This is a genomic window from uncultured Halopseudomonas sp. (genome assembly GCF_963977355.1).
In the GTDB taxonomy this organism is placed as follows: Bacteria; Pseudomonadota; Gammaproteobacteria; order Pseudomonadales; family Pseudomonadaceae; genus Halopseudomonas.
Genome location: NZ_CAXBOV010000030.1, coordinates 19,638 through 39,430, shown reverse-complemented (window position 1 = coordinate 39,430; position 19,793 = coordinate 19,638). Strand labels below are relative to the sequence as shown.

The 19,793-nt window shown below is 55.5% G+C and carries 14 protein-coding genes; 8 read left to right on the top strand and 6 right to left on the bottom strand.

The features are described from left to right. Window positions 1-51 precede the first annotated feature (51 nt). Window positions 52-414 carry a DUF3703 domain-containing protein gene (locus AAC076_RS15150; protein WP_339847250.1) on the top strand — a complete coding sequence of 121 codons (363 nt, stop codon included), beginning with the start codon at window positions 52-54 and terminating at the stop codon, window positions 412-414. An 85-nt stretch (window positions 415-499) separates the two neighbouring features. On the opposite strand, the gene AAC076_RS15145 is transcribed toward AAC076_RS15150, so the two are convergent. After that, window positions 500-1,255 (bottom strand): peptidoglycan-binding protein, encoded by a 756-nt coding sequence (locus AAC076_RS15145; RefSeq protein WP_339847249.1) that lies wholly within the window; start codon window positions 1,253-1,255, stop codon window positions 500-502. 1,911 nt (window positions 1,256-3,166) lie between these two features. Here AAC076_RS15145 and lnt point away from each other — a divergent pair. Beyond that, the gene (gene lnt, locus AAC076_RS15140; protein ID WP_339847247.1) at window positions 3,167-4,606 is read left to right on the top strand and encodes an apolipoprotein N-acyltransferase; all 1,440 of its coding nucleotides are present in this window, start codon (window positions 3,167-3,169) and stop codon (window positions 4,604-4,606) included. Between the two features lie 522 nt (window positions 4,607-5,128). On the opposite strand, the gene AAC076_RS15135 is transcribed toward lnt, so the two are convergent. From AAC076_RS15135 to cadR, 5 genes are all read right to left on the bottom strand, one after another. After that, a complete protein-coding gene (locus AAC076_RS15135; RefSeq protein WP_339847245.1) occupies window positions 5,129-5,719 on the bottom strand; it encodes a protein-disulfide reductase DsbD domain-containing protein in 591 nt (196 codons plus the stop codon). Between the two features lie 22 nt (window positions 5,720-5,741). Next, window positions 5,742-6,926, bottom strand: coding sequence for a cytochrome c biogenesis protein CcdA (locus tag AAC076_RS15130; RefSeq protein WP_028614561.1), 1,185 nt, complete (start codon window positions 6,924-6,926; stop codon window positions 5,742-5,744). Between the two features lie 559 nt (window positions 6,927-7,485). Further along, a complete protein-coding gene (gene lspA / locus AAC076_RS15125; RefSeq protein WP_028614562.1) occupies window positions 7,486-7,998 on the bottom strand; it encodes a signal peptidase II in 513 nt (170 codons plus the stop codon). Continuing rightward, window positions 7,995-8,342, bottom strand: coding sequence for a DUF3703 domain-containing protein (locus AAC076_RS15120; protein WP_022961473.1), 348 nt, complete (start codon window positions 8,340-8,342; stop codon window positions 7,995-7,997). The genes lspA and AAC076_RS15120 overlap by 4 nt, the downstream gene beginning before the upstream one ends. Before the next feature lie 104 nt (window positions 8,343-8,446). Next, window positions 8,447-8,854 (bottom strand): Cd(II)/Pb(II)-responsive transcriptional regulator, encoded by a 408-nt coding sequence (gene cadR / locus AAC076_RS15115; RefSeq protein ID WP_339847233.1) that lies wholly within the window; start codon window positions 8,852-8,854, stop codon window positions 8,447-8,449. Between the two features lie 100 nt (window positions 8,855-8,954). On the opposite strand from cadR, the gene AAC076_RS15110 reads away from it, so the two are divergent. The 6 genes from AAC076_RS15110 (at window position 8,955) to AAC076_RS15085 (ending at window position 19,674) form a co-directional block, all read left to right on the top strand. Next, window positions 8,955-9,848 (top strand): cation diffusion facilitator family transporter, encoded by an 894-nt coding sequence (locus AAC076_RS15110; protein ID WP_084671927.1) that lies wholly within the window; start codon window positions 8,955-8,957, stop codon window positions 9,846-9,848. A gap of 775 nt (window positions 9,849-10,623) precedes the next feature. Beyond that, window positions 10,624-12,882 carry a heavy metal translocating P-type ATPase gene (locus AAC076_RS15105; RefSeq protein ID WP_335605086.1) on the top strand — a complete coding sequence of 753 codons (2,259 nt, stop codon included), beginning with the start codon at window positions 10,624-10,626 and terminating at the stop codon, window positions 12,880-12,882. 585 nt (window positions 12,883-13,467) lie between these two features. Beyond that, complete coding sequence (locus AAC076_RS15100) at window positions 13,468-14,718, top strand: TolC family protein (RefSeq protein ID WP_339847230.1); 1,251 nt, start codon at window positions 13,468-13,470, stop codon at window positions 14,716-14,718. Then, entirely contained in the window at window positions 14,715-16,169 is a 1,455-nt protein-coding gene (locus AAC076_RS15095; RefSeq protein ID WP_339847228.1) for an efflux RND transporter periplasmic adaptor subunit, read from the top strand. The genes AAC076_RS15100 and AAC076_RS15095 overlap by 4 nt, the downstream gene beginning before the upstream one ends. Beyond that, complete coding sequence (locus AAC076_RS15090) at window positions 16,166-19,321, top strand: efflux RND transporter permease subunit (protein WP_335605059.1); 3,156 nt, start codon at window positions 16,166-16,168, stop codon at window positions 19,319-19,321. The genes AAC076_RS15095 and AAC076_RS15090 overlap by 4 nt, the downstream gene beginning before the upstream one ends. After that, window positions 19,318-19,674: a copper-binding protein gene (locus tag AAC076_RS15085; protein WP_339847226.1), complete on the top strand. Its 357-nt coding sequence runs from the start codon at window positions 19,318-19,320 to the stop codon at window positions 19,672-19,674. Before AAC076_RS15090 ends, AAC076_RS15085 begins: the two co-directional genes overlap by 4 nt. Window positions 19,675-19,793: the final 119 nt, after the last annotated feature.

The following is a 19,793-nucleotide window of genomic DNA, read 5'->3' as shown; positions in this document are numbered from 1 at the left end:
TTTGCAGCCAGACGGGAATGCCGGGGGGTTAAACACTAGGAGAGCGGGGCGATGAACAACGAACTCAAGATGTCCTATCAAGCAGAGCTGATGGCAGCTGCGGACGCCGCGCATCAGTCCGACTTCACCACAGCGTTCAGCCATCTCGAACGTGCGCATATCCTGAGCCAGAAGTTCGCGTTCGCACACGCCGCAACGCATTTACGTATGCTGCGGCTTGGCTGGCGCACACGTGATGCCCGCGAGATATTCGGACAACTGACTCGTGCTGCCGCTGCGCTGGTGTTTTCGCGAATCTGGGTGCCCCTCGGCAATACAGGCCGAGCCAGCGTAAGCCCGTTTGAGCCGATGCATGTTCCAGAAGACCTGGCCAATATATTGAAGAGCACAAAGCGCGACAATCGAAGTTCCTGAGTGGAGCCATTCTATCCACCCCAACATCAAACACATTTTCTGCGTGAAGACCCCCTTGCGTGTGGCTTGGCGCAAATGAGTGATTTCAGCCGTTGCTGCTGATACTCCCCAGCCCTGCCGAAACGAAAGTGAACACGACGAAACCACCCGTGAACGCAACGATCGAACCTTTGGTATCCGCGTTGGCATCGTGACCTTCACTCAACATGTCCTCGACTGCCGCTACGGTTAACAGACCTGCGGTGACAGTTAGCGCGATCATCTTGAGCGTTTCACTCTGGCCTCGCAGACCATAATAAGCGAGGATGGCAGCGCCCAGCACCGGAACGAAAAAGAACGTGGAAAGCGCCATCCGCTGTAGCCGAGGGATACCCTTGTCTTTCATGTTCGCCATTGTGGCGTAACCTTCAGGAAAGTCCGCCAGCACTTGCCCCAGCGCAAGAACTACCGCCATCGACATCGCCACTGCAGAACCGGCCCCGATCAAAAGCCCGTCACTGAAGAGATCAATAGACACGGCGATATAGATCATCCACATGCCGCGGTTTTTCGCGCGCGCTCCGCCCTGCGATTGCTGGATCTTGTCGACCAAACTTTCGATCACAATATAAGCACTACCACCGACGCCAAACGCAATTCCGACCGTCCAGCCCGACAGTACGGCCAATACCTCCGGCATCAACTCGACAGAAACGACTGCCAGAACGATGCCGGATGCCGCATGCAGTGCTTTGTTCAGCCGCCTGCCTGGCGTACGCGTGAATTCGGATACCAGGCCACCAGTCAGATTTCCAATAGCAGGTAGTAGTGCGAGACCTATCACTGACCATATGTCACTCATATCAACCTCGAAGCAAGGTAGGTGCTAGTTCCAAGCATGCTCTAGGACCTTTCTTGACCCTCTGTCCGGTAGAGAGTTCCTACTACTACTTTTAGGTTTGATGGTCCGGAGGTGTGAATGTATAAAGCTTGTGGGGACGCGGGTGGCTGCGGTAACGGGTAAGTGGCTCCTCACCCGAATAGCTCTTCATCGGCCGGCAGGTCGATCAGTATCTATGACGTGCTTAAGCTCGATTGCCCCTCGGTGGAGCGATTGATACGTCTTGCTCTGAGCAGCTTCGACGAAATCTGCAGCTTGGCTTTTAATCTGGTGGATGGTCATTCAACGACTTTGCACAACGGCTCGGACGACGCTATCACGAACGAACCTTTGCCCTCAGACTAAGAGCATCTCTGAGAAAAATCGAGATGCGGCTTGTGAAGATAGTCGGGCCACCGAGGACTCAGCTTATTCAGGCGCCGAAAAACATGTGCGCTCGGCGTGTTGCTAGGATTAATGCATCTATGTTTGTCGCCGAGCTGGCTACCGGTTTGATAGCCCATTCCGTTGGATTGATTGCTGATTGAGCTCCTAGACGGCCATGCCGTCGGTCGGTAGCGCCGCATGGACGGGTTGTTTGCTTCGGTTGCAGGCAGACCTGTCGTCGGACTGTGTTCTAACAGGTCTGAAGAGGTTCGGGTTGTATCTACGCTTGAACCGATGGCGGCTATGCACCGCGTTTTCGACTTGCAAGGAGCCTGACCTTCGCGGACGCAAACTGCCTGTGACCCGGCCAGATTGCGGAGTGCTGGAAGGCAAACGTTCGGCTATTGCTTGCAGAATTGTAATTGTTTGGAAGTGATACAAATGTAATAAAGGCGGTCCAATCAGCTGAATGTTGCGGTCTAACGATTCCCGCTAACGTCCGGTGCGCTTGAGAAATTGTTTGCAGTCATGGAGTAGAACCCGATAAGCAATGATGTTCTGGCAAAAATAGAGGAGAGTAGCTACATGATGCAGCAATATAGGACGGAAAGCTGTGGACGGAGCACGTGCTCTGGACGCTAGCCAGGGCGGTGTATTTTTTCGATCTGGCGCATCTGACAGCTCGCCGGATATCCAGGCTGGCACGGCATTCTGATAATCGTACCCGCCGGCAACCTGGTCTGCTTATTATATAGCGTTTGCGTCCTGGCCGACCGAAAAAACCGGTCTCGCGGGTTTAAACAAAATATCATTGAAGTATCACCCACATACAAGAGGCTGAAAATGCCGCGCCCCTTGGTGAGTAGCCGAAATATAATGCTTCGCTCAGCATTTCAATAAGCGCCATTTCACACAAATATTGTAGACTTTAACGAACTTTCTGATGATAGCTTGTATTCGCTTGGTATTCAGACCGTCCAGGGTGTTCTGATGACCGAAGGCAAATTCGAGAGGAATAACGGCGGATTCTTCAGGCCTTGGTCAGTCTAGGCTTCTCGGATTGGGCCGCGGTTACCGAATTGTACGCGCATCGGTAATTCCATTGGCACTGCCCTCGCCGCGAGGCGCAGCCCGAGCGGCGTGCGCGTGACCTAGTGATGGGTCTTCTATATTCGGCGGCAATTCATTGATATCTCCACGGCGGGCCATCACAATCACCACCGATTCATTTCCGGGTCCGGTCGTTGAGTTATGAGTAGGTAGCAATGTGTTGTTGCGCGTACACAATCATCTGGAGGAGTCGATGTCAGTTTACTCGCACGGAATCCTGCAATGGGTTGATGGGCCTGAGTTGAGCGGAGCAAGAAGACATGCGCTACAGGCTTGATCTTGGCTTTGGAGGCGAGAGCATTGGATGATAAGTGTGCACTAACCTCCGACCTAACCTGGGGAATGCGCTGCAACACGTTTCTAAAAAGGGTGATGGCTTTGCTAGCCGGAGGCACCATGCCGCTTGCATTTGCTCCTGTGGGTTGGGCATGGATTGCAGTGATTGCTCTCGCCGCACTATTTGTCCTGGTCTCGCAACCTTCAAGACGTCAGGCGCTATGGTCGGCTTACCTATTTGGTCTTGGTTACTTCGGAGTTGGTGTCTCCTGGGTCTACATCAGCATCAGCCAGTACGGCAATGGGATCGTGGTAGCAGTTACCGCCACAGCGGCCCTAGTCTCGCTGTTAGCTCTCTTCCCATGGGGCGTTGTGTATCTCGTACGCCGTCTGCAACTCGAGATGGATGCGACGGCGCTTTGGTTGGGGCTACCAGCGGCATGGGTCCTGAGTGAATGGGTGCGCACCTGGTTTTTAACCGGCTTTCCTTGGCTTTTACTTGGGTACAGCCAGACCGACACCACCCTTGCCATTATCGCTCCTGTCTTTGGCGTTCTTGGCGTGAGCTTTCTGGTGGCCTTACTCGCTGGCGGGCTTGCGTGGGTTATTTTGGGCTTAAGCCTGTGCCGTGCGACGGTAGGAGCTGCCGTTTTAATCGTTACTCTCGCCGGCTTGCAGCTTCTGGATCGGGATTGGACGCAGCCAGCCGCCGACCCTATTAGTATTGCCCTCTTGCAAGGAAACATTCCGCAAGACAGGAAATGGGACCCGGATTCCCAGGACATCACACTTGAGCGCTATCAGGCGCTTACAAAGCGGCATCTCGGGGCCGATATGGTGCTTTGGCCAGAAACGGCAATCCCGATGTGGCATGACCAGGCCAAAAAATATCTTGCTGAGCTTGAGGCCTTAGCCGATCAAGCAGGCACCTCATTAATGATTGGGGTCCCGGTCCGTGAGACGGATGGCCGCGCCTATAATGCTGTGGTAAGCCTCTCCGATCCCTCAGGCTTCTACTACAAACGCCACTTGGTGCCCTTCGGTGAGTATGTTCCGTTTCGGGAGTTTTTAGGTTCCGCCCTCGACGTGCTCGGGACGCCCATGTCCGATTTCACACCGGGACGAGAAGCACATGTACTGAATATAGCAGGGGTGGCTGTAGGGGCGCTCATCTGCTACGAGGCGGTCTTTGGCTCAGAAGTCACGGAACTTCTGCCCGAAGCACAGCTGCTGGCAAATGTCAGCAACGATGCCTGGTTCGGCCGTTCAATCGGGCCTCTCCAGCACTTCCAAATGGTCCGCATGCGTGCCATCGAAACCGGACGTGACCTACTGCGAGCTACTAACACGGGTGTCACAGCAGCTGTCAGCTACGAGGGAGAGATCCTTGCACGAGCTCCTCAGTTCCGCGTAGCTAGCCTCAGTGCGAAAGTGACCCCCCGAACTGGCGCTACCCCTTATGTGCGCTGGCAGGATTGGCCTATCCTCGGCGCGATCGCACTCGTACTTGGTTTGCTCCTACTTCGTCGAATTCGGAGGTATCATCGGTTAAATACATGACGGTCACCACTCTCATAGTGGGCAGACTCTATATCGGGGGAGGAGGGGTTGTTCTACCTGTGGCAACTGGTTTGCAGGAAAAAGGCTCAAAAGCAACCCTGACCGATTCGGTCGATAGAACGCTGCGGCCAAGAGACTGCAAAAGAGCTTATGCGGACCAGGTGGCGTCCAAGGTTTGGAGGCGATGCGCACCGTAATCGAAAGGCCCTTTTCATGGGAGACTCGCGCCCGCTAGCGTGTAAGAACTAGGAGAGTTGAGCGAGGTCCGTTGTTGGGAGTATGCGTAAATTTGGCATCCCGGAGAGTGGGCCATGGAAACCGCAGGTTTACCATCGCTGACCAGGAAAAGGCGTTGCCGACACCATGATGAGCGTTGCTGCCCGTTTTGTGGTTCGCCCGCCTCAAAATGTGAACGGTGGGCACGTTATCGAACTGCCCAGAGCAAGCAGAACAATCGAAAATACTCTGAATCAGTTGTTCGCAGCGATTCCCAAACTGAGTCGTTGCCGAGGGTCGTCTTGCTTATTGTCGCGTGATATCGTCCAGGTTCAGCGCAACGGGCAGATCGGTCGGTGCTAGACAAACACCCTCATCACTGCAGGCTTGCACCCGTACAATCATTTCGAGCCTGCCTACTTTTTCCAGCACAGCGGTGTGTTTTTCGTCTGGTCGCAGCCGGATAATTGCACCATCGTCATACACCACAAGGGGGATGTCAGCCAGCACAACGTCACTAACCCGGCCTCGTGGGTACTGCGTCGGAATTTCGAGCGCCTGGCCGTTGGCCGAAGAGCTTACGACAGTGGGAATCAGGAAGTCCGACGAGGCCGGGTTTGCGTTCACATGCCAGCCCGGCTCAATATTCAGTGTCACAACGAAATCACCCTTCCTCCCCACCATTGCTGCCGCTCCTTTCGCAACAGTGACACGGATTTTACCAGCGGAATTTGCCAACCCTGTCCGGGTCGGGATCGGGATCGGGACTTCAGGCTCGGCATGTTCAGTTTGGGCAGCATGAAGATTGTTTCCGTTTCTGTCGGTCATCACGAACGCAGCGATCGCAATCACAAATACCACCACTCCAGCCAGTACTCCTTCGCGTCGAATAATCATGATCGGCCTCCAGTATTTAAGGTTATGGGCTTTTGGTGCGACTTATAGCGGCGACCAAGCTGTCTGTGTCAAAAAGCCCCGTGAAACGCGCGATAACGGTGCCGTTGCGGTCAACAACCACCGCGAAGGGTAAGGCCTGCCCGCCGGTAGCAGTTAATAGCGCGTCTTTTTCAGGGTTGCTTACTGTCACGTCAACTTGTATTGGCACCATTTCGGCGCGCCGCACAGCATCGGCCACCGCGGCCTCCTTATAGACCGTGCGCTCAAGTATCTTGCAGTTGATGCACCAATCGGCGGTGAACTCCAGCAAATATGGTGTATTTCGGGCTTTTGTCTCCGCCAGTAGTTTTGCGGAGTAAGGTTGCCAAACGACTTCGTTTCCGCTGCTGCCCGGGGGGGATGAGAATTCAACAGTCATCGCAAGGGCAAGACCTGCCGCCGTTGTGGCGATCACCCGAACGGTACAACCACCTTGCACGAACCGGCGGGCACCCCAAGCCAGCACTAGTGCCAGCCAAGACCACCATAGCCAGGGATAAACCGCTTTGGGCACCAGGCTCGCGGTGAAAAAGACGGCTGCGGCCAGCAAGACCAACGCGAGTACTTCTCGAACGGCCAGGCTCCAGGGTCCCGCCTTGGGTAACCGGCTCAGCCAATCGGGTTTGAGCATTAATACTGCGTAGGGGAACGACAGTCCGAGGCCGATACTGCCGAATATCCCCATAATTACCGGCGCCGGCTGAGTAACGGCAAAGGCTAAGACTCCGCCTAGGAAAGGGCCCGCGCAAGGCGCGGCCAAAACAGCACTCAATAACCCCGATAAGAACGGTTCAAAATAGCGCCGACCATAGGTAGAGGCGGCGAATGCCGGAATCGGGATGGGTACATCTATCAAGGTGATCACAGCAAACCCGACCAACAACGCGACAAGAGCACCGACGAACCCCGTAGACTGAAACAAAGTGCCCCAACTCCACTGCAGAAGTGCGGTCAGCCCGCCCAACGTCAGGAAGAACGCGAGTGTTCCTGCGATGAACGCTAATGCGGCCAACACGCGGTGCGATCGTTGGCTGCCTGCCTCTCGCAAAATGATCCGGACCTTAATGGGAATTGCAGGCAAAACGCAAGGCGTCAGGTTGAGCAGCAAACCCGCCACTGTCGCCATTAAGATCTGACCGCCGACGTGTAAAGAGGGAATTTGATCCATCACTTAGGTATTCTCAGCCCCTTCCGACGCTTCCTGGTCGAAGCCCGATCTGTCGCTGCCATTGGCCACTCGCATCCTTAAACAGCACATTTTTCTTGTGCCCATATCTCTTCTCATTATAAACGCCGTTTCTTGAGCTGCTGGCAAGCGTCAGCAAATGGTAACGATTATCGCATCAATTTAAGGCATGACGCAGAGCTGACATAACGTTGACCTTTTACCCGAAAACCGCACCAGGCCCGCCGGGGCAACCATGGTTACCTTGCGTCTTCGGTTTATAGTGGTGACTATCATCGGATAGGGCAACCAGCCAGACAGAAAATGCTCGACACCAGCACTGACGTGGTGTTTAAGGCCTGCGGCGATGCAGATGGCTGCCCCTGTTTGTATGCCCAACGGGGTTTTAACCGATCCAGCTGAATCGAGGCCCGCAGAACTCTGATGCGCCTGATGGTGGTATCACTCCTGATGGCCGGCACGGCCATGAAAAAGATAACGATGCCGTGCCCTATCTAGGCCTTGCCTGCCCAGCGTACCGTATCCGTTGACGGTGAGCCTTTCATTTTTTGACTCTGCCGGCTTCCGCATTTGGGCTTAGCAAACTGCTCAGGATCAACATGGCGGCGCCACCGACAATAGCAATATCTGCCAGGTTAAACGCAGGCCAATGCCAGGACTGCCAATAAAAATCCAGGTAGTCGATTACATGTCCTCGAAGTGCGCGATCAATCAGATTTCCAACTGCCCCGCCCAAGATAAGGCTATAGCCTAGGGCTTCATTGTTGGGTCGGGGTTTACGAAGTATCAGAGCCAGCACTATCGAAACGACCAAAGCTATGACGACGAAGAAGTAACGCTGCCAACCACTTGAGTCTGCCAGGAAACTGAACGCTGCACCGGTATTCCAGAAATGAACCAGATTAAAGAACGAGGTAAGAGGGATTACGGTGCCGACCGGGAGCGAGCCCGTAATTGCGCTTTTCAACGCTTGGTCGGCCGAGGCAATGGTCAGCGATAGCATCCACAAGAACCAGGGAGCAACAAAAGATGACCTTCTCGGAGGCGAGCTCATCGCGTTTCTTCTTGAAGAAGTCGCTGCAGCTCAGGTGAAAGGGGCATCGGCGCAAAAGCACTAACCCTCGCGCGTTCGCTGTTTCCGAACGGCACCCAGATCTTCGAGAACAGCAGGGCCGCCATGATTCGCGGTACTTGGCTGAGCACCTCCCGAAAGTCGCGCAACTGCCAGCCGGCCCTCAGCATCAGCCAATGGCTCTGAGCATGAAGAATAGGCATTCGCTGGCTCAATATGTGGGCTCGCTCCAGCCAGGAGAAAGCCTCGGTTGGCGCCTCTTCATTAAGTGCTTTCCGGGCCTCGCAGAACGCCTCATCAATGGCAATGCCGAGAGCTGTATTCATCTGGATCTCACTTACGCAGTATATGCCCAAGTGAACACCCTATAGCCGCTATAGGGTCAAGCGCTATGGATTGAGACGACGCAAAAAATGGCTTCATGTCGGAATTACGAAAGAGGTTTGTCGTCCCCCAGCAGCCCCGAAAGTATCCCGCAGTCCAGGCTTTGTCGTCCGTTATCGCAGCAGCCTCGCAATGTCACCAGCTGGTTTTCGAGAGCCTGTAAGGATGCGATCTGAGCCCTTACCTGGGTGATATGTCTATCAAGGAGCTCATTGACCGCAACGCAGGGTTGCTGCGGCTGTTCCTGATAGCTTTGCAAAACCCCAATTTCTTCCAGTGACATTCCAAAAGAGCGGCATCGGCTAATGAACAGCAGTTTGTCCGCATGGTGTGCTTTATAGATTCGATAGCCATTGTCCTGGCGATTAGGTGGTGGAAGCAGTCCCCGACGTTCATAAAAGCGAATCGTCTGAATGTCCACTCCTGCCTGGTGTGCAAGTTGGCCGATGCGCATGGTCTGCTCCTTGGTAAAAAGTCATTGTATCCGGCCTTGACCCTATAGCTACTACATGGTCTTAAATCGATGTAATAACGACCTATAGGAGAGGCGAATTATGACTTCTTGTGATAAATCCTGTGACTGTGGCCCTGACCCGGTAACCACTGAAACGGCAGCCGCGCCTTCGAATGAAGGAACTTGGGTCAGTAGTTTCTCTGTACCCAAGATGGATTGCCCTTCAGAAGAGCGAATGATTCGGCTTGCTCTCAATGGCTTTCCTGAACTCAATTCGTTGGAGTTTGATCTGAGCACCAGACAGGTACGCGCTTTCCACGACGGTCCTGTTGATCATATCGCGACCAAGCTGGAATCACTTGGTTTAGGGGCAACGTTGCTCGGTACTCAACCGGTCAGTCAGGACGCAGCTTCGGCCAATAGCGCCAGTGAAAAGGAGGCTGCTTCAAAGGAGGCTGGTGTGCTCAAAATCCTGCTCGGTATCAATGCCGGGATGTTTATCGTCGAGATGGGTACAGGCTTGATTGCTCATTCGACGGGTCTAATCGCCGACTCCCTGGACATGTTTGCTGATGCTGCCGTCTATGGCCTTGCTCTCTTTGCGGTCGGTCGGGCTGCGCGGCTGCAGGTTCGCGCTGCGCACCTGGCGGGTTTGTTTCAGATCGTGTTGGCTCTGGGGGTACTGGTGGAGGTGGCTAGACGTTTCATCTACGGCAGCGAACCCGAGTCGTTGCTTATGATGGGGATCGGCTTAGTTGCACTCGTAGCAAACGCCATCTGTCTCTTGATGATATATGGCCATCGCGAAGGCGGTGCACACATGAAAGCGAGTTGGATTTTTTCGGCCAATGATGTACTAGCGAATATTGGCGTTATCGCCGCAGGAGCTCTGGTTGCGTGGACAGGCTCTTCCTATCCAGATTTGGTAATTGGTGCGGTCGTTGGCATCATTGTACTCAACGGTGCACGTCGAATTCTGGCATTGAAAGCCTAACTAACCTGATGAGAGTCACACTCGCCTTTGCTAACAGAGACGCGTAGCTCGCGGACTTTCCCCAGTGGACTTCCAAGGGTTATGCGGGAGGTTATTCTAGAGCCTGCATCCAAGATAGAGAGGAAGGGCTTTGCAGCCGATCCGCCAAATGGAACGAGAGTCGACGTGGCCCATCGCCCACCTGACGTCTTTCCAGCCGACCTGGCTCATCAACAACTTGATGCGCCCACCATTTGCGTTGGCGCAGATGGCAAAGCCACAGCGCAGGGTATGGCTGGCGTGTAGCACGGTCGGGCCATTGGCTGGTAGCGCCGCACGGACGGGTTGTTTGCTTCGGTTGCAAGCAGACCTGGTGTTGGACCGTGTTCCAACAGTTATGAAGAAGTTCGGATTGTATCTACGCTTGAACCGATGGCGGCTGTGCATCGCGTTTTCGACTTGCTAGATGCCTAACCTTCGCGGACGCAAATTGCCTGTCACCCGGCCAGATTGCTGAGTGCTGGAAGGCAAACGTTCGGCTATTGCTTGCAGAATTGTAATTGTTTGGAAGTGATACAAATGTCATAAAGGCGGTCCAATCACTTGAATGTTGCGGTCTGACGACTCCCGCTAACGTCCGGTGCGCTTGAGAAGCCGGAAGCTTGGTTTCGCTAATGACTCGTCCGTACCGACTCGAAACGCAAATGGAGGAATGAACATGCCGCCATCCTCAGACTGTCCGTCGCACTCGAAAGCTGACGAACCACGCCGGGAGCTGAACGACCCTGTTTGCGGGATGGTGGTTACGCCAGATAGCCCGTTCCATACAGAACATCAAGGCAAAAGCTACTATTTCTGCAGCCAAGGGTGCCAGACTCGCTTTAAAAAAGAGCCAGCGAAATATCTGTTGTCCCAGCCCTCGGCCTCGCCTTCGGGTAAGGAAGGCAACACCAACTCAGAGTACATCTGCCCCATGCATCCGGAGGTTCGACAGATGGGGCCAGGAAGTTGCCCTATCTGTGGGATGGCCCTGGAACCGGTGTTGCCTGATTTGGACAATGAAACAGATCCGGAGTATGAGGACTTTCGGCGACGATTTTGGCGGACCCTTCCATTCACGGTCCTAGTGACCGGCCTGGCCATGTTTGGTCATGGATTCGGCCTGTTCCATGGGCAATCTCAGAATTGGGTTGAGCTTGCTTTGGCCTCCCCCGTCGTATTGTGGGGCGGTTTACCTTTCTTCGTCCGCGGTCTAGCTTCGGTACGCCAGCGCAGCCCCAATATGTGGACGCTTATCGGTTTGGGGACCGGCGCGGCGTACCTCTACAGTATGGTCGCTACGGTGCTACCCGAGCTGTTCCCTGCATCTTTCAGCGTTGGCGGACGTATCGGTGTGTATTACGAAGCGGCTGCAGTGATCATCTCGCTGACTCTCTTGGGTCAGATGATGGAGCTCAGGGCGCGGTCGAAGACTTCTTCGGCCATCAAAGCCCTGCTGGGCCTTTCGCCAAAAACGGCGAGACGCATCAACGAAAACGGAAGCGAAGAAGATGTTCCGCTGGAGCAGGTGCAAGAGGGGGATCGGCTAAGGGTTCGCCCCGGTGAGAAAGTCCCTGTGGATGGCCTCGTCGCAGAAGGGGAAAGCGCCGTCGACGAGTCGATGCTCACAGGAGAACCGGTACCTGTCACCAAAAGGCCGGGGGACAACGCCATTGGAGCCACGCTGAACACGCATGGCGCCCTGGTCATCGAGGCAACCCGCGTTGGCTCAGATACGATGCTGTCGCAGATCGTGCAGATGGTTGCCAATGCGCAGCGCTCCAAAGCCCCTATGCAGCGGATGGCCGACGTGGTCGCTGGTTACTTCGTAATGGTCGTGGTGGGAATCGCTATTACGACATTTTTCGTCTGGGGCTTTCTCGGTCCTGAGCCTGGATGGGTATATGGCTTGATCAATGCCGTCGCGGTGCTGATTATCGCTTGCCCTTGCGCTCTGGGATTGGCCACACCCATGTCTATCATGGTTGCTACCGGCAAAGCTGCTGGCAGCGGAGTGTTGTTCCGGGATGCGGCCGCGATCGAGAACTTCAAAAAGGTGACAACCTTGATCGTAGACAAGACCGGGACTCTGACTGAAGGTCGTCCAGTCTTCGAATCCTCTGAAGGCTTCGGGTCGTTCAATTCGGAGGAGGTGCTTCGGTTGGCAGCGAGCCTGGATCAGGGAAGCGAACACCCGCTGGCTCACGCAATCGTTGACCATGCCCGGTCTGAAGGTATTGTACTAACCAAGCCGGATACCTTCGAATCAGGTTCAGGCATCGGCGTTCGCGGTCAAGTCGAGGGTCGCCAGCTACAGCTGGGCAATACCGCTTTGATGGAAGAGGCGGGTATCCACGTCGCTCCGCTGAAGGGCAAAGCAGAAGCGCTCCGCCAACGCGGCAGCAGCGTTATGTTCCTGGCAGTCGATGACCGGCTCGCCGGGGTGTTGGCGGTCTCTGACCCAATCAAGCCGACCTCCAAGGAAGCAGTGTCTCGGCTACATGAAGAGGGCATCAGAGTAATCATGGCGACCGGGGATGGATTGACTACAGCGAAAGCAGTCGCGGAGGACTTGGGCATCGACGAGGTATATGGCGAAGTCAAACCTCAGGACAAGGAGCAGCTTGCGTCGCGCTTACAGAACGAAGGCCAATTTGTGGCCATGGCCGGGGATGGCATCAACGACGCGCCTGCTCTAGCCAGAGCGGACGTCGGCATAGCCATGGGGACAGGGACGGACGTGGCGATGAGCAGCGCACAGGTAACGCTAGTAAAAGGAGACCTTATGGGGATTTTGCGAGCGCGCGCCTTGTCGGTCAAGACGGTAGGAAACATGCGCCAGAATCTACTACTAGCGTTTTTGTACAACGGACTAAGCATCCCAATCGCGGCAGGCGTGCTTTATCCTTTCACCGGTTGGCTATTGTCGCCAATGATTGCGGCTTTGGCGATGAGCTTAAGTTCCGCATCGGTTGTCTTCAATGCGCTGCGCTTGCAGCGTTCCCATATCGAATGACTGTGAAATTTGAGACTGACAAAAATGTAATCTTCAGCTCAGTTTTGCGTCAGCGAGCTCTGATACCATCAGTCTCAGTTTCTAGGGGAGAAAAGGGGAGTAGAACCGGGTGCACCCCGCTTCGCTTCCCAATGGCCAGAGCCTATGATGACGTGCAGAAAAGTATTGATCGCTTTGCTTATGTTTCTCGCGCTTCCCATCAATGGGACGGCGCAGGCCATGGCGTTCGATACCCATCACGACATGAGCCCCTCGAGCATAATTTCCGATGTCGCGGCTCCCGAACTGGCAACTCCTTCGCGCGAGTGTTGTGATCCAGACGAGCTCACCTCGGTCTGTGAAAATGGGCAAGAATGTAAAACCAGTAGTTTGCTCCAGCTCGCGCTCGACAAGGTCGTATCACCGACGCTCCCCCCCCGTCCCGCTTTGCTCCTAACGGGTCAGGCTCCTTTTCGAGCGCCTGACATTGTTTGGCATCCTCCACGCCGCTGATTTTGCTTGTGTCACCTAGTTTCGCCTGATCGATAGGAACAGGCGGTCAAGGCACGCCTATGGCATGCGCTAGAACATCAACGGAATCGAGATATGAATCACCGAATTCAACGGGTGCGCAAGTATGCGACCGCCCTGATTATTGGCTTGGGTGCAGTGCCTGGCATGTCGGCCGCACTCACGCTCGAAGAAGCGATTGAGCTTGCCGAACAGCAAGCCCCATCCCTGGCTGCGCGTAACGCGAGCCTGCAAGCTGCCCAGAACCTGGTCACGCCGGCTGGCGAGTTGCCTGACCCGCGTTTGAGCGTCGGCGTACAGAATCTTCCTATCGAAGGTGACTCCAGCCTGCGCTTGGGCGCTGAACGGATGACCGCGCAAATGATCGGCGTTATGCAAGAGGTCCCCAACCGAGCCAAGCGCAGAGCACGCGTAAGGACTGCCGAAGCTTCGGTGGAGCTGGCCCGTGTGGAGCGAACGGTAGAACGTCTGCAGGTTCGTCAATTCACGGCTGAAGCCTGGATTGCGACGCTATCGGCCGAGCAGAAGCTAGGCATTTTCGATGAGTTGTACGCAGAGAATCGTCTTCTGGCACAAGCGGTCAAGGCCCGGATTGCGTCTGGTCGAGGGCTGTCCAGCGACAGCGTTCTGCCTAAGCAAGAAGCGGCTCTTCTAGCAGAAAAGCAGGATGTACTGGTTCGCAATGAAGCAGTTGCCCGTGCGCAGCTGCGTAGTTGGATCGGTGCGGCTGCAAGCCAGCCTCTTGAGGGCAGTTGGCCTGCGTGGCCGGCGGACTTTGACCACTATCGACACAACTTGCACCGACATCCTGAGCTGCTGGCTTTCGATCCCATGCTTGACCGTGCTGAAGCGGAGATTGCCGAAGCAATCTCTGAGAAGAGACCTGACTGGGCGTGGGGGCTGGATTATAAGCGCCGCAGTGAATTCGGCGACATGGTCAGCTTCAACGTCAGCTTCGATCTGCCAGTGTTTGCGGGTTCCAGGCAGGATCCGAAAATATCCGCTGAGCGCGCACGCCTGGCAGAAGTTGAAGCCGAACGGCAAGCCACGCTGCGCATGCATAACCAGGAGCTTGCTACCGAGCTTGCTGAAATGCAACGACTCGAGCAAGCGCTTGCGCGAGTCGAAATGACATTGCTTCCGCTCGCTGAAGAGAAGGTCCGTCTGGCTATGGCCGACTACCGGTCAGGCAGCGGCGAACTTACCACAGTGATCGCTGCGCGGCAGGAACTTATTGACCTGCGCCTGCGCCGCGTCGAGCTCGCCGGAGAGCGCTCGATGCTCAACGCCCGCCTACATTTTTCTTTTGGAGATACCCAGTCATGATATTTCGGTTCAAGCGATTAGCGCTGTTGATTAGCCTGCCCATGTTCATTACGGGCACAGTAGCCGGGATCAGTGTTATTGCTAGCAGCGCTCAGGCTCAGTCTGCCGAGCAGAGCGAGAAAGAAGTGCTTTATTGGTACGATCCCATGTACCCACAGCAACGCTTTGACGCGCCAGGTCCATCGCCATTCATGGACATGGATCTAGTGCCTCGTTATGCCGAGGAGGGTGGCGATAGTGCTTCTATGCTCATCGACCCCTCAGTGACCCAAAATCTGGGTATGCGGGTCACGCCGGTCACTCGGGAATCTATTAGCCAGACCGTCGAAGCAGTAGGCACCCTGGCCTACAATGAGCGTGATGTAGCCATTGTGCAGGCCCGCAGCGCTGGTTTTGTCGAGAAGATTTACGACCTCGCACCGGAAGACGTGATTGCTGAAAATGCGCCGCTGGCCGACCTTCTGTTCCCTGAATGGCTGGCCGCCCAGGAGGAGTATCTGGCATTGCGCGGCATGGGCGAGCCGCAACTGCTTGCTGCAGCGCGTCAGCGCCTGCGTCTTGCCGGGATGCCCTCAGAGCATATTGCAGCGCTGGAGCGTAGCGGCAAGGCCAGCATTAGCTGGACCATTACAAGCCCCATCGGCGGTGTACTGCGCTCGCTTGATGTCCGAGAAGGAATGACGCTGCCTGCGGGAGCATCTCTTGCTCGCATCAATGGTCTGGATAAGGTCTGGCTGGATGTTGCAGTTCCTGAAGCTCAAGCGAGCAACCTGACGATGGGACAAAAGGTTGAGGCCAGGCTGCCTGCCTTCCCAGGCAAAAGCCTGGAAGGCGTTGTCGCGGCGATCTTGCCCGAGGCCAATCTGGACAGCCGGACTGTTCGGGTCCGGGTCGTGCTGCCCAATCCCGACCAGCTCCTGCGCCCCGGCATGACCGCCGACGTGACGCTGAGCCGCGATGAAGCTGAAGCTCTGGTGGTCCCCACCGAAGCACTGATCAGAACAGGTCGGCGAACCCTGGTTATGCTCGCTGAGGATGATGGCAAGTTCAGACCGGTAGAGGTCATGACTGGCCGGGAAACCGATTTCAAGACGGAAGTGATCTCCGGCCTTGATGAGGGGCAGCGCGTTGTTGCGTCCGGACAGTTTTTGCTCGATTCCGAAGCCAGTCTGCGCGGATTGACCGTCGGGCCAGAGCAAGCTCCGGGCACTACCAGCTCAGCCCTACACGAGGCCGAGGGCACCATCGTGGGACTGGAGGACGACATGGTCAACTTGTCCCATGGTCCGTTCAAAACGTTGAACATGCCGGGTATGACGATGGCATTTTCAGTCGCAGATACCGCCCTGCTGGAAGGACTGCAAGAAGGTACCCGGGTTCGGGTCGGCGTCAGCGAAACCGATGAAGGCCTTGTTATCGAACGGATCGAGCAACTCGGAGACCAGCCATGATTGCCAAGATCATTCGATGGTCAGTAACCAACCGGTTTCTTGTGTTGCTGGCGACGTTATTTTCGGTTGCCTGGGGCATATGGTCGATCCAGAACACACCTATTGATGCGCTACCCGACCTGTCGGACGTTCAGGTCATCGTCCGCACACCTTATGCCGGACAAGCTCCCCAGATTGTTGAAAATCAAGTGACCTATCCGCTGGCAACGACCATGTTGTCGGTTCCCGGGGCAAAGACCGTTCGGGGATATTCATTTTTCGGCGATAGCTATGTGTATGTTCTCTTCGAGGATGGCACAGACTTGTACTGGGCGCGTTCGCGGGTGCTCGAATACCTAAGCCAGGTGCAGAGCCGACTTCCCGAAGGCGCTGCGCCATCGCTGGGCCCTGACGCCACCGGGGTAGGCTGGATCTATCAGTACGCTCTGGTGGATCGCACTGGTCAACACGACCTTGCTCAACTGAGGTCGTTACAGGATTGGTTCCTGCGTTACGAGCTCAAAACCCTCCCCAACGTTGCAGAGGTCGCGCCCATTGGCGGTATGGTCAAGCAATATCAGGTGGTTTTAGATCCGGTACGGATGGCCAGCCAGCAAATCACTCAGCAGCAAGTCAGGGAGGCAGTTGAAGAGGCCAACCAGGAAACCGGTGGAAGCGTGCTGGAACTCGCCGAAACCGAGTTTATGGTTCGCGCCTCCGGCTATCTTTCCTCACTGAAGGACTTTCGCAGCATTCCGCTAAGCCTTGGCGCTACCGGCACGCCGATAACGCTTGGCGATGTCGCGCATATTCAACTAGGCCCGGAGATGCGTCGGGGGATTGCCGAACTGGACGGCGAGGGCGAGGTGGTGGGTGGCGTAGTGATCCTACGTAGCGGGAAAAATGCCCGCGATACCATCACCGCGGTGAAAGCCAAACTTGAAGACTTGCAGAAAAGTTTGCCTGATGGGGTCGAGGTGGTGACAACCTATGACCGCAGCACACTGATTGACAGCGCAGTGGCCAACCTCAGTTTCAAGCTGCTTGAGGAGTTCGCTATTGTTGCACTGGTCTGCGCCTTGTTCCTCTGGCATCTGCGTTCATCGCTGGTCGCGATTGTCTCCCTGCCCATCGGAATTCTCATCGCGTTCATCATCATGCAGCGCCAGGGCGTTAACGCCAACATCATGTCTCTAGGGGGGATCGCGATCGCGATCGGAGCCATGGTGGACGCGGCGATTGTGATGATCGAGAACGCCCATAAGCACATAGAAGCCTGGCACAAGAAAAACCTCGACAAGAAACTGGAGGGCGCCGAACACTGGAAAGTCATCACCAATGCAGCGGTCGAGGTCGGTCCAGCTCTTTTCTTCAGTCTACTTATTATCACTTTGTCGTTTATTCCGGTTTTCACACTGGAAGCCCAGGAAGGACGGCTATTCGGCCCGCTCGCCTTCACCAAGACCTATGCCATGGCGGCAGCCGCAGGGCTGTCGGTCACCCTGGTTCCGGTGCTGATGGGGTACTGGATCCGCGGTAAAATTCCCGACGAGCATCGCAACCCAATCAATCGTGGGCTCATCTGGATATATCAGCCAGCTCTCGAAGCAGTACTGCGCTGGCCTAAGACAACCATCGTGGTCGCATTCGCTATTTTTCTGACCGCACTCTGGCCGATCTCCCGGCTGGGTGGTGAATTCTTGCCGCCGCTGGACGAAGGGGACCTGCTGTATATGCCAACTGCATTGCCCGGCCTGTCGGTTCAGAAAGCATCGGAGCTGTTGCAGCAGACCGACCGCATGATCAAAAGCGTGCCTGAAGTAAAGCGCGTATTCGGTAAGGCGGGTCGGGCTGACACCGCGACCGATCCGGCCCCGCTGACCATGTTTGAGACGACCATCCAGTTCAAGCCCAAGGATCAATGGCGTCCCGGAATGACGCCTGAGAAGCTGGTGGAGGAACTCGACAAGGCTGTGCAGGTGCCTGGGTTGGCCAACCTGTGGATACCGCCTATTCGCAACCGCATCGATATGCTGGCTACAGGTATCAAGAGTCCGATCGGGGTCAAGATATACGGTTCGGACCTGGTGCAGATTGACAAGACCAGCCAGGCGGTCGAGCGCATCGCCAAGACGGTTCCCGGGGTTAGTTCGGCTGTCGCCGAGCGACTCACAGGTGGACGCTATATCGATGTCGATATTGACCGCAGCACGGCTGCACGTTATGGACTGAATATTTCCGATGTGCAGTCCATTGTGGCGGGTGCGGTCGGGGGTGCCAACATTGGCGAAACGGTAGAGGGTCTGGCTCGCTACCCCATCAGTCTGCGCTATCCGCGCGAATGGCGTGATTCATTGACCGACTTGCGCAACCTGCCGATCTACACGCCGGAGGGAAGTCAGATCACTCTCGGAACGGTTGCGCAGATCAAGGTTACAGATGGCCCTCCGATGCTCAAAAGCGAAAACGCCCGTCTCACTGGCTGGGTCTACATAGACGTGCGTGATCGCGACATGGCTGCAGTGGTGGAGGACCTGCGTACCAGAATCGGCAACGAAGTGCCCTTGGACTCAGGCATGAGCATAAGCTATTCCGGCCAGTTCGAGTTCATGGAGCGCGCCAATGCGAAATTGAAGATGGTTGTGCCGGCTACGCTGCTCATCATATTCGTGCTGCTGTACCTCATCTTCAATCGCTTCAGCGAAGCCCTGCTGATCATGGCGACACTTCCATTCGCTTTGACTGGCGGTGTCTGGTTCCTGTACCTGCTGGATTTCAATCTGTCAGTGGCTACGGGCGTGGGGTTCATCGCACTCGCGGGAGTGTCAGCCGAGTTTGGCGTCATCATGCTGCTTTATCTGACCAATGCCTGGAACGATCGCGTGAACGCAGGACATGCGGACAGACCTGCACTTCTTGAAGCGATCCGCGAAGGTGCCGTACAGAGGGTAAGGCCCAAGGCAATGACTGTCGCGGTCATTATCGCCGGCCTGCTTCCGATCCTTCTCGGCAGCGGTACCGGTAGTGAAATCATGAGCCGGATTGCCGCGCCAATGGTCGGCGGCATGATTACCGCACCACTTCTGTCCCTATTTGTACTGCCGGCGGCTTATCTCCTGATGAGGCGGCGGTCCATTAAGCAAGGCAAACCACGACCTGGAGATTCAATATGAAAACCAAACTGACACTCGTTCTCGCTATGGTCCTGACCCCGGCAGCCTTTGCCGAAGAGATGAAAGGTATGGACATGAAACAAAGCATGCCCATGGACAATATGAAAATGGAGCAGTCGGATACTGAGGCGCAGACCGCGAAGGCAACCGGCACCGTGCGCAAGATCAAGCAAGATAAAGGCTCTGTAACCATCGCTCACGGACCCGTACCGGAGCTTCAATGGCCCGCCATGGTCATGGGGTTCAAGGCGACTGTCGAACAGCTTGAGGACCTTCAGGAAGGTGATGAGATCGAGTTCGAGTTCACCTCAAAAGGGATGAACTCTACCATTACGTCGATCAAGCAGCTTTAAAAGAAGGAGATGGCTATCTACCAGGTCGGTACGGTAGCCATCCCGCTCAAGCATTACATAACTGTAAGGATGCCAACAGCTTGTCGTCAGGTTCATACCCGTAAGCTGTACCTATTCCC

Coding starts and splice junctions, on each gene's coding strand:
- AAC076_RS15150 (WP_339847250.1), top strand. CDS start 52: ATGAACAACGAACTCAAGATGTCCTATCAAGCAGAGCTGATGGCAGCT.
- AAC076_RS15145 (WP_339847249.1), bottom strand. CDS start 1,255: ATGAGTGACATATGGTCAGTGATAGGTCTCGCACTACTACCTGCTATT.
- lnt (WP_339847247.1), top strand. CDS start 3,167: ATGCCGCTTGCATTTGCTCCTGTGGGTTGGGCATGGATTGCAGTGATT.
- AAC076_RS15135 (WP_339847245.1), bottom strand. CDS start 5,719: ATGATTATTCGACGCGAAGGAGTACTGGCTGGAGTGGTGGTATTTGTG.
- AAC076_RS15130 (WP_028614561.1), bottom strand. CDS start 6,926: ATGGATCAAATTCCCTCTTTACACGTCGGCGGTCAGATCTTAATGGCG.
- lspA (WP_028614562.1), bottom strand. CDS start 7,998: ATGAGCTCGCCTCCGAGAAGGTCATCTTTTGTTGCTCCCTGGTTCTTG.
- AAC076_RS15120 (WP_022961473.1), bottom strand. CDS start 8,342: ATGAATACAGCTCTCGGCATTGCCATTGATGAGGCGTTCTGCGAGGCC.
- cadR (WP_339847233.1), bottom strand. CDS start 8,854: ATGCGCATCGGCCAACTTGCACACCAGGCAGGAGTGGACATTCAGACG.
- AAC076_RS15110 (WP_084671927.1), top strand. CDS start 8,955: ATGACTTCTTGTGATAAATCCTGTGACTGTGGCCCTGACCCGGTAACC.
- AAC076_RS15105 (WP_335605086.1), top strand. CDS start 10,624: ATGGTGGTTACGCCAGATAGCCCGTTCCATACAGAACATCAAGGCAAA.
- AAC076_RS15100 (WP_339847230.1), top strand. CDS start 13,468: ATGAATCACCGAATTCAACGGGTGCGCAAGTATGCGACCGCCCTGATT.
- AAC076_RS15095 (WP_339847228.1), top strand. CDS start 14,715: ATGATATTTCGGTTCAAGCGATTAGCGCTGTTGATTAGCCTGCCCATG.
- AAC076_RS15090 (WP_335605059.1), top strand. CDS start 16,166: ATGATTGCCAAGATCATTCGATGGTCAGTAACCAACCGGTTTCTTGTG.
- AAC076_RS15085 (WP_339847226.1), top strand. CDS start 19,318: ATGAAAACCAAACTGACACTCGTTCTCGCTATGGTCCTGACCCCGGCA.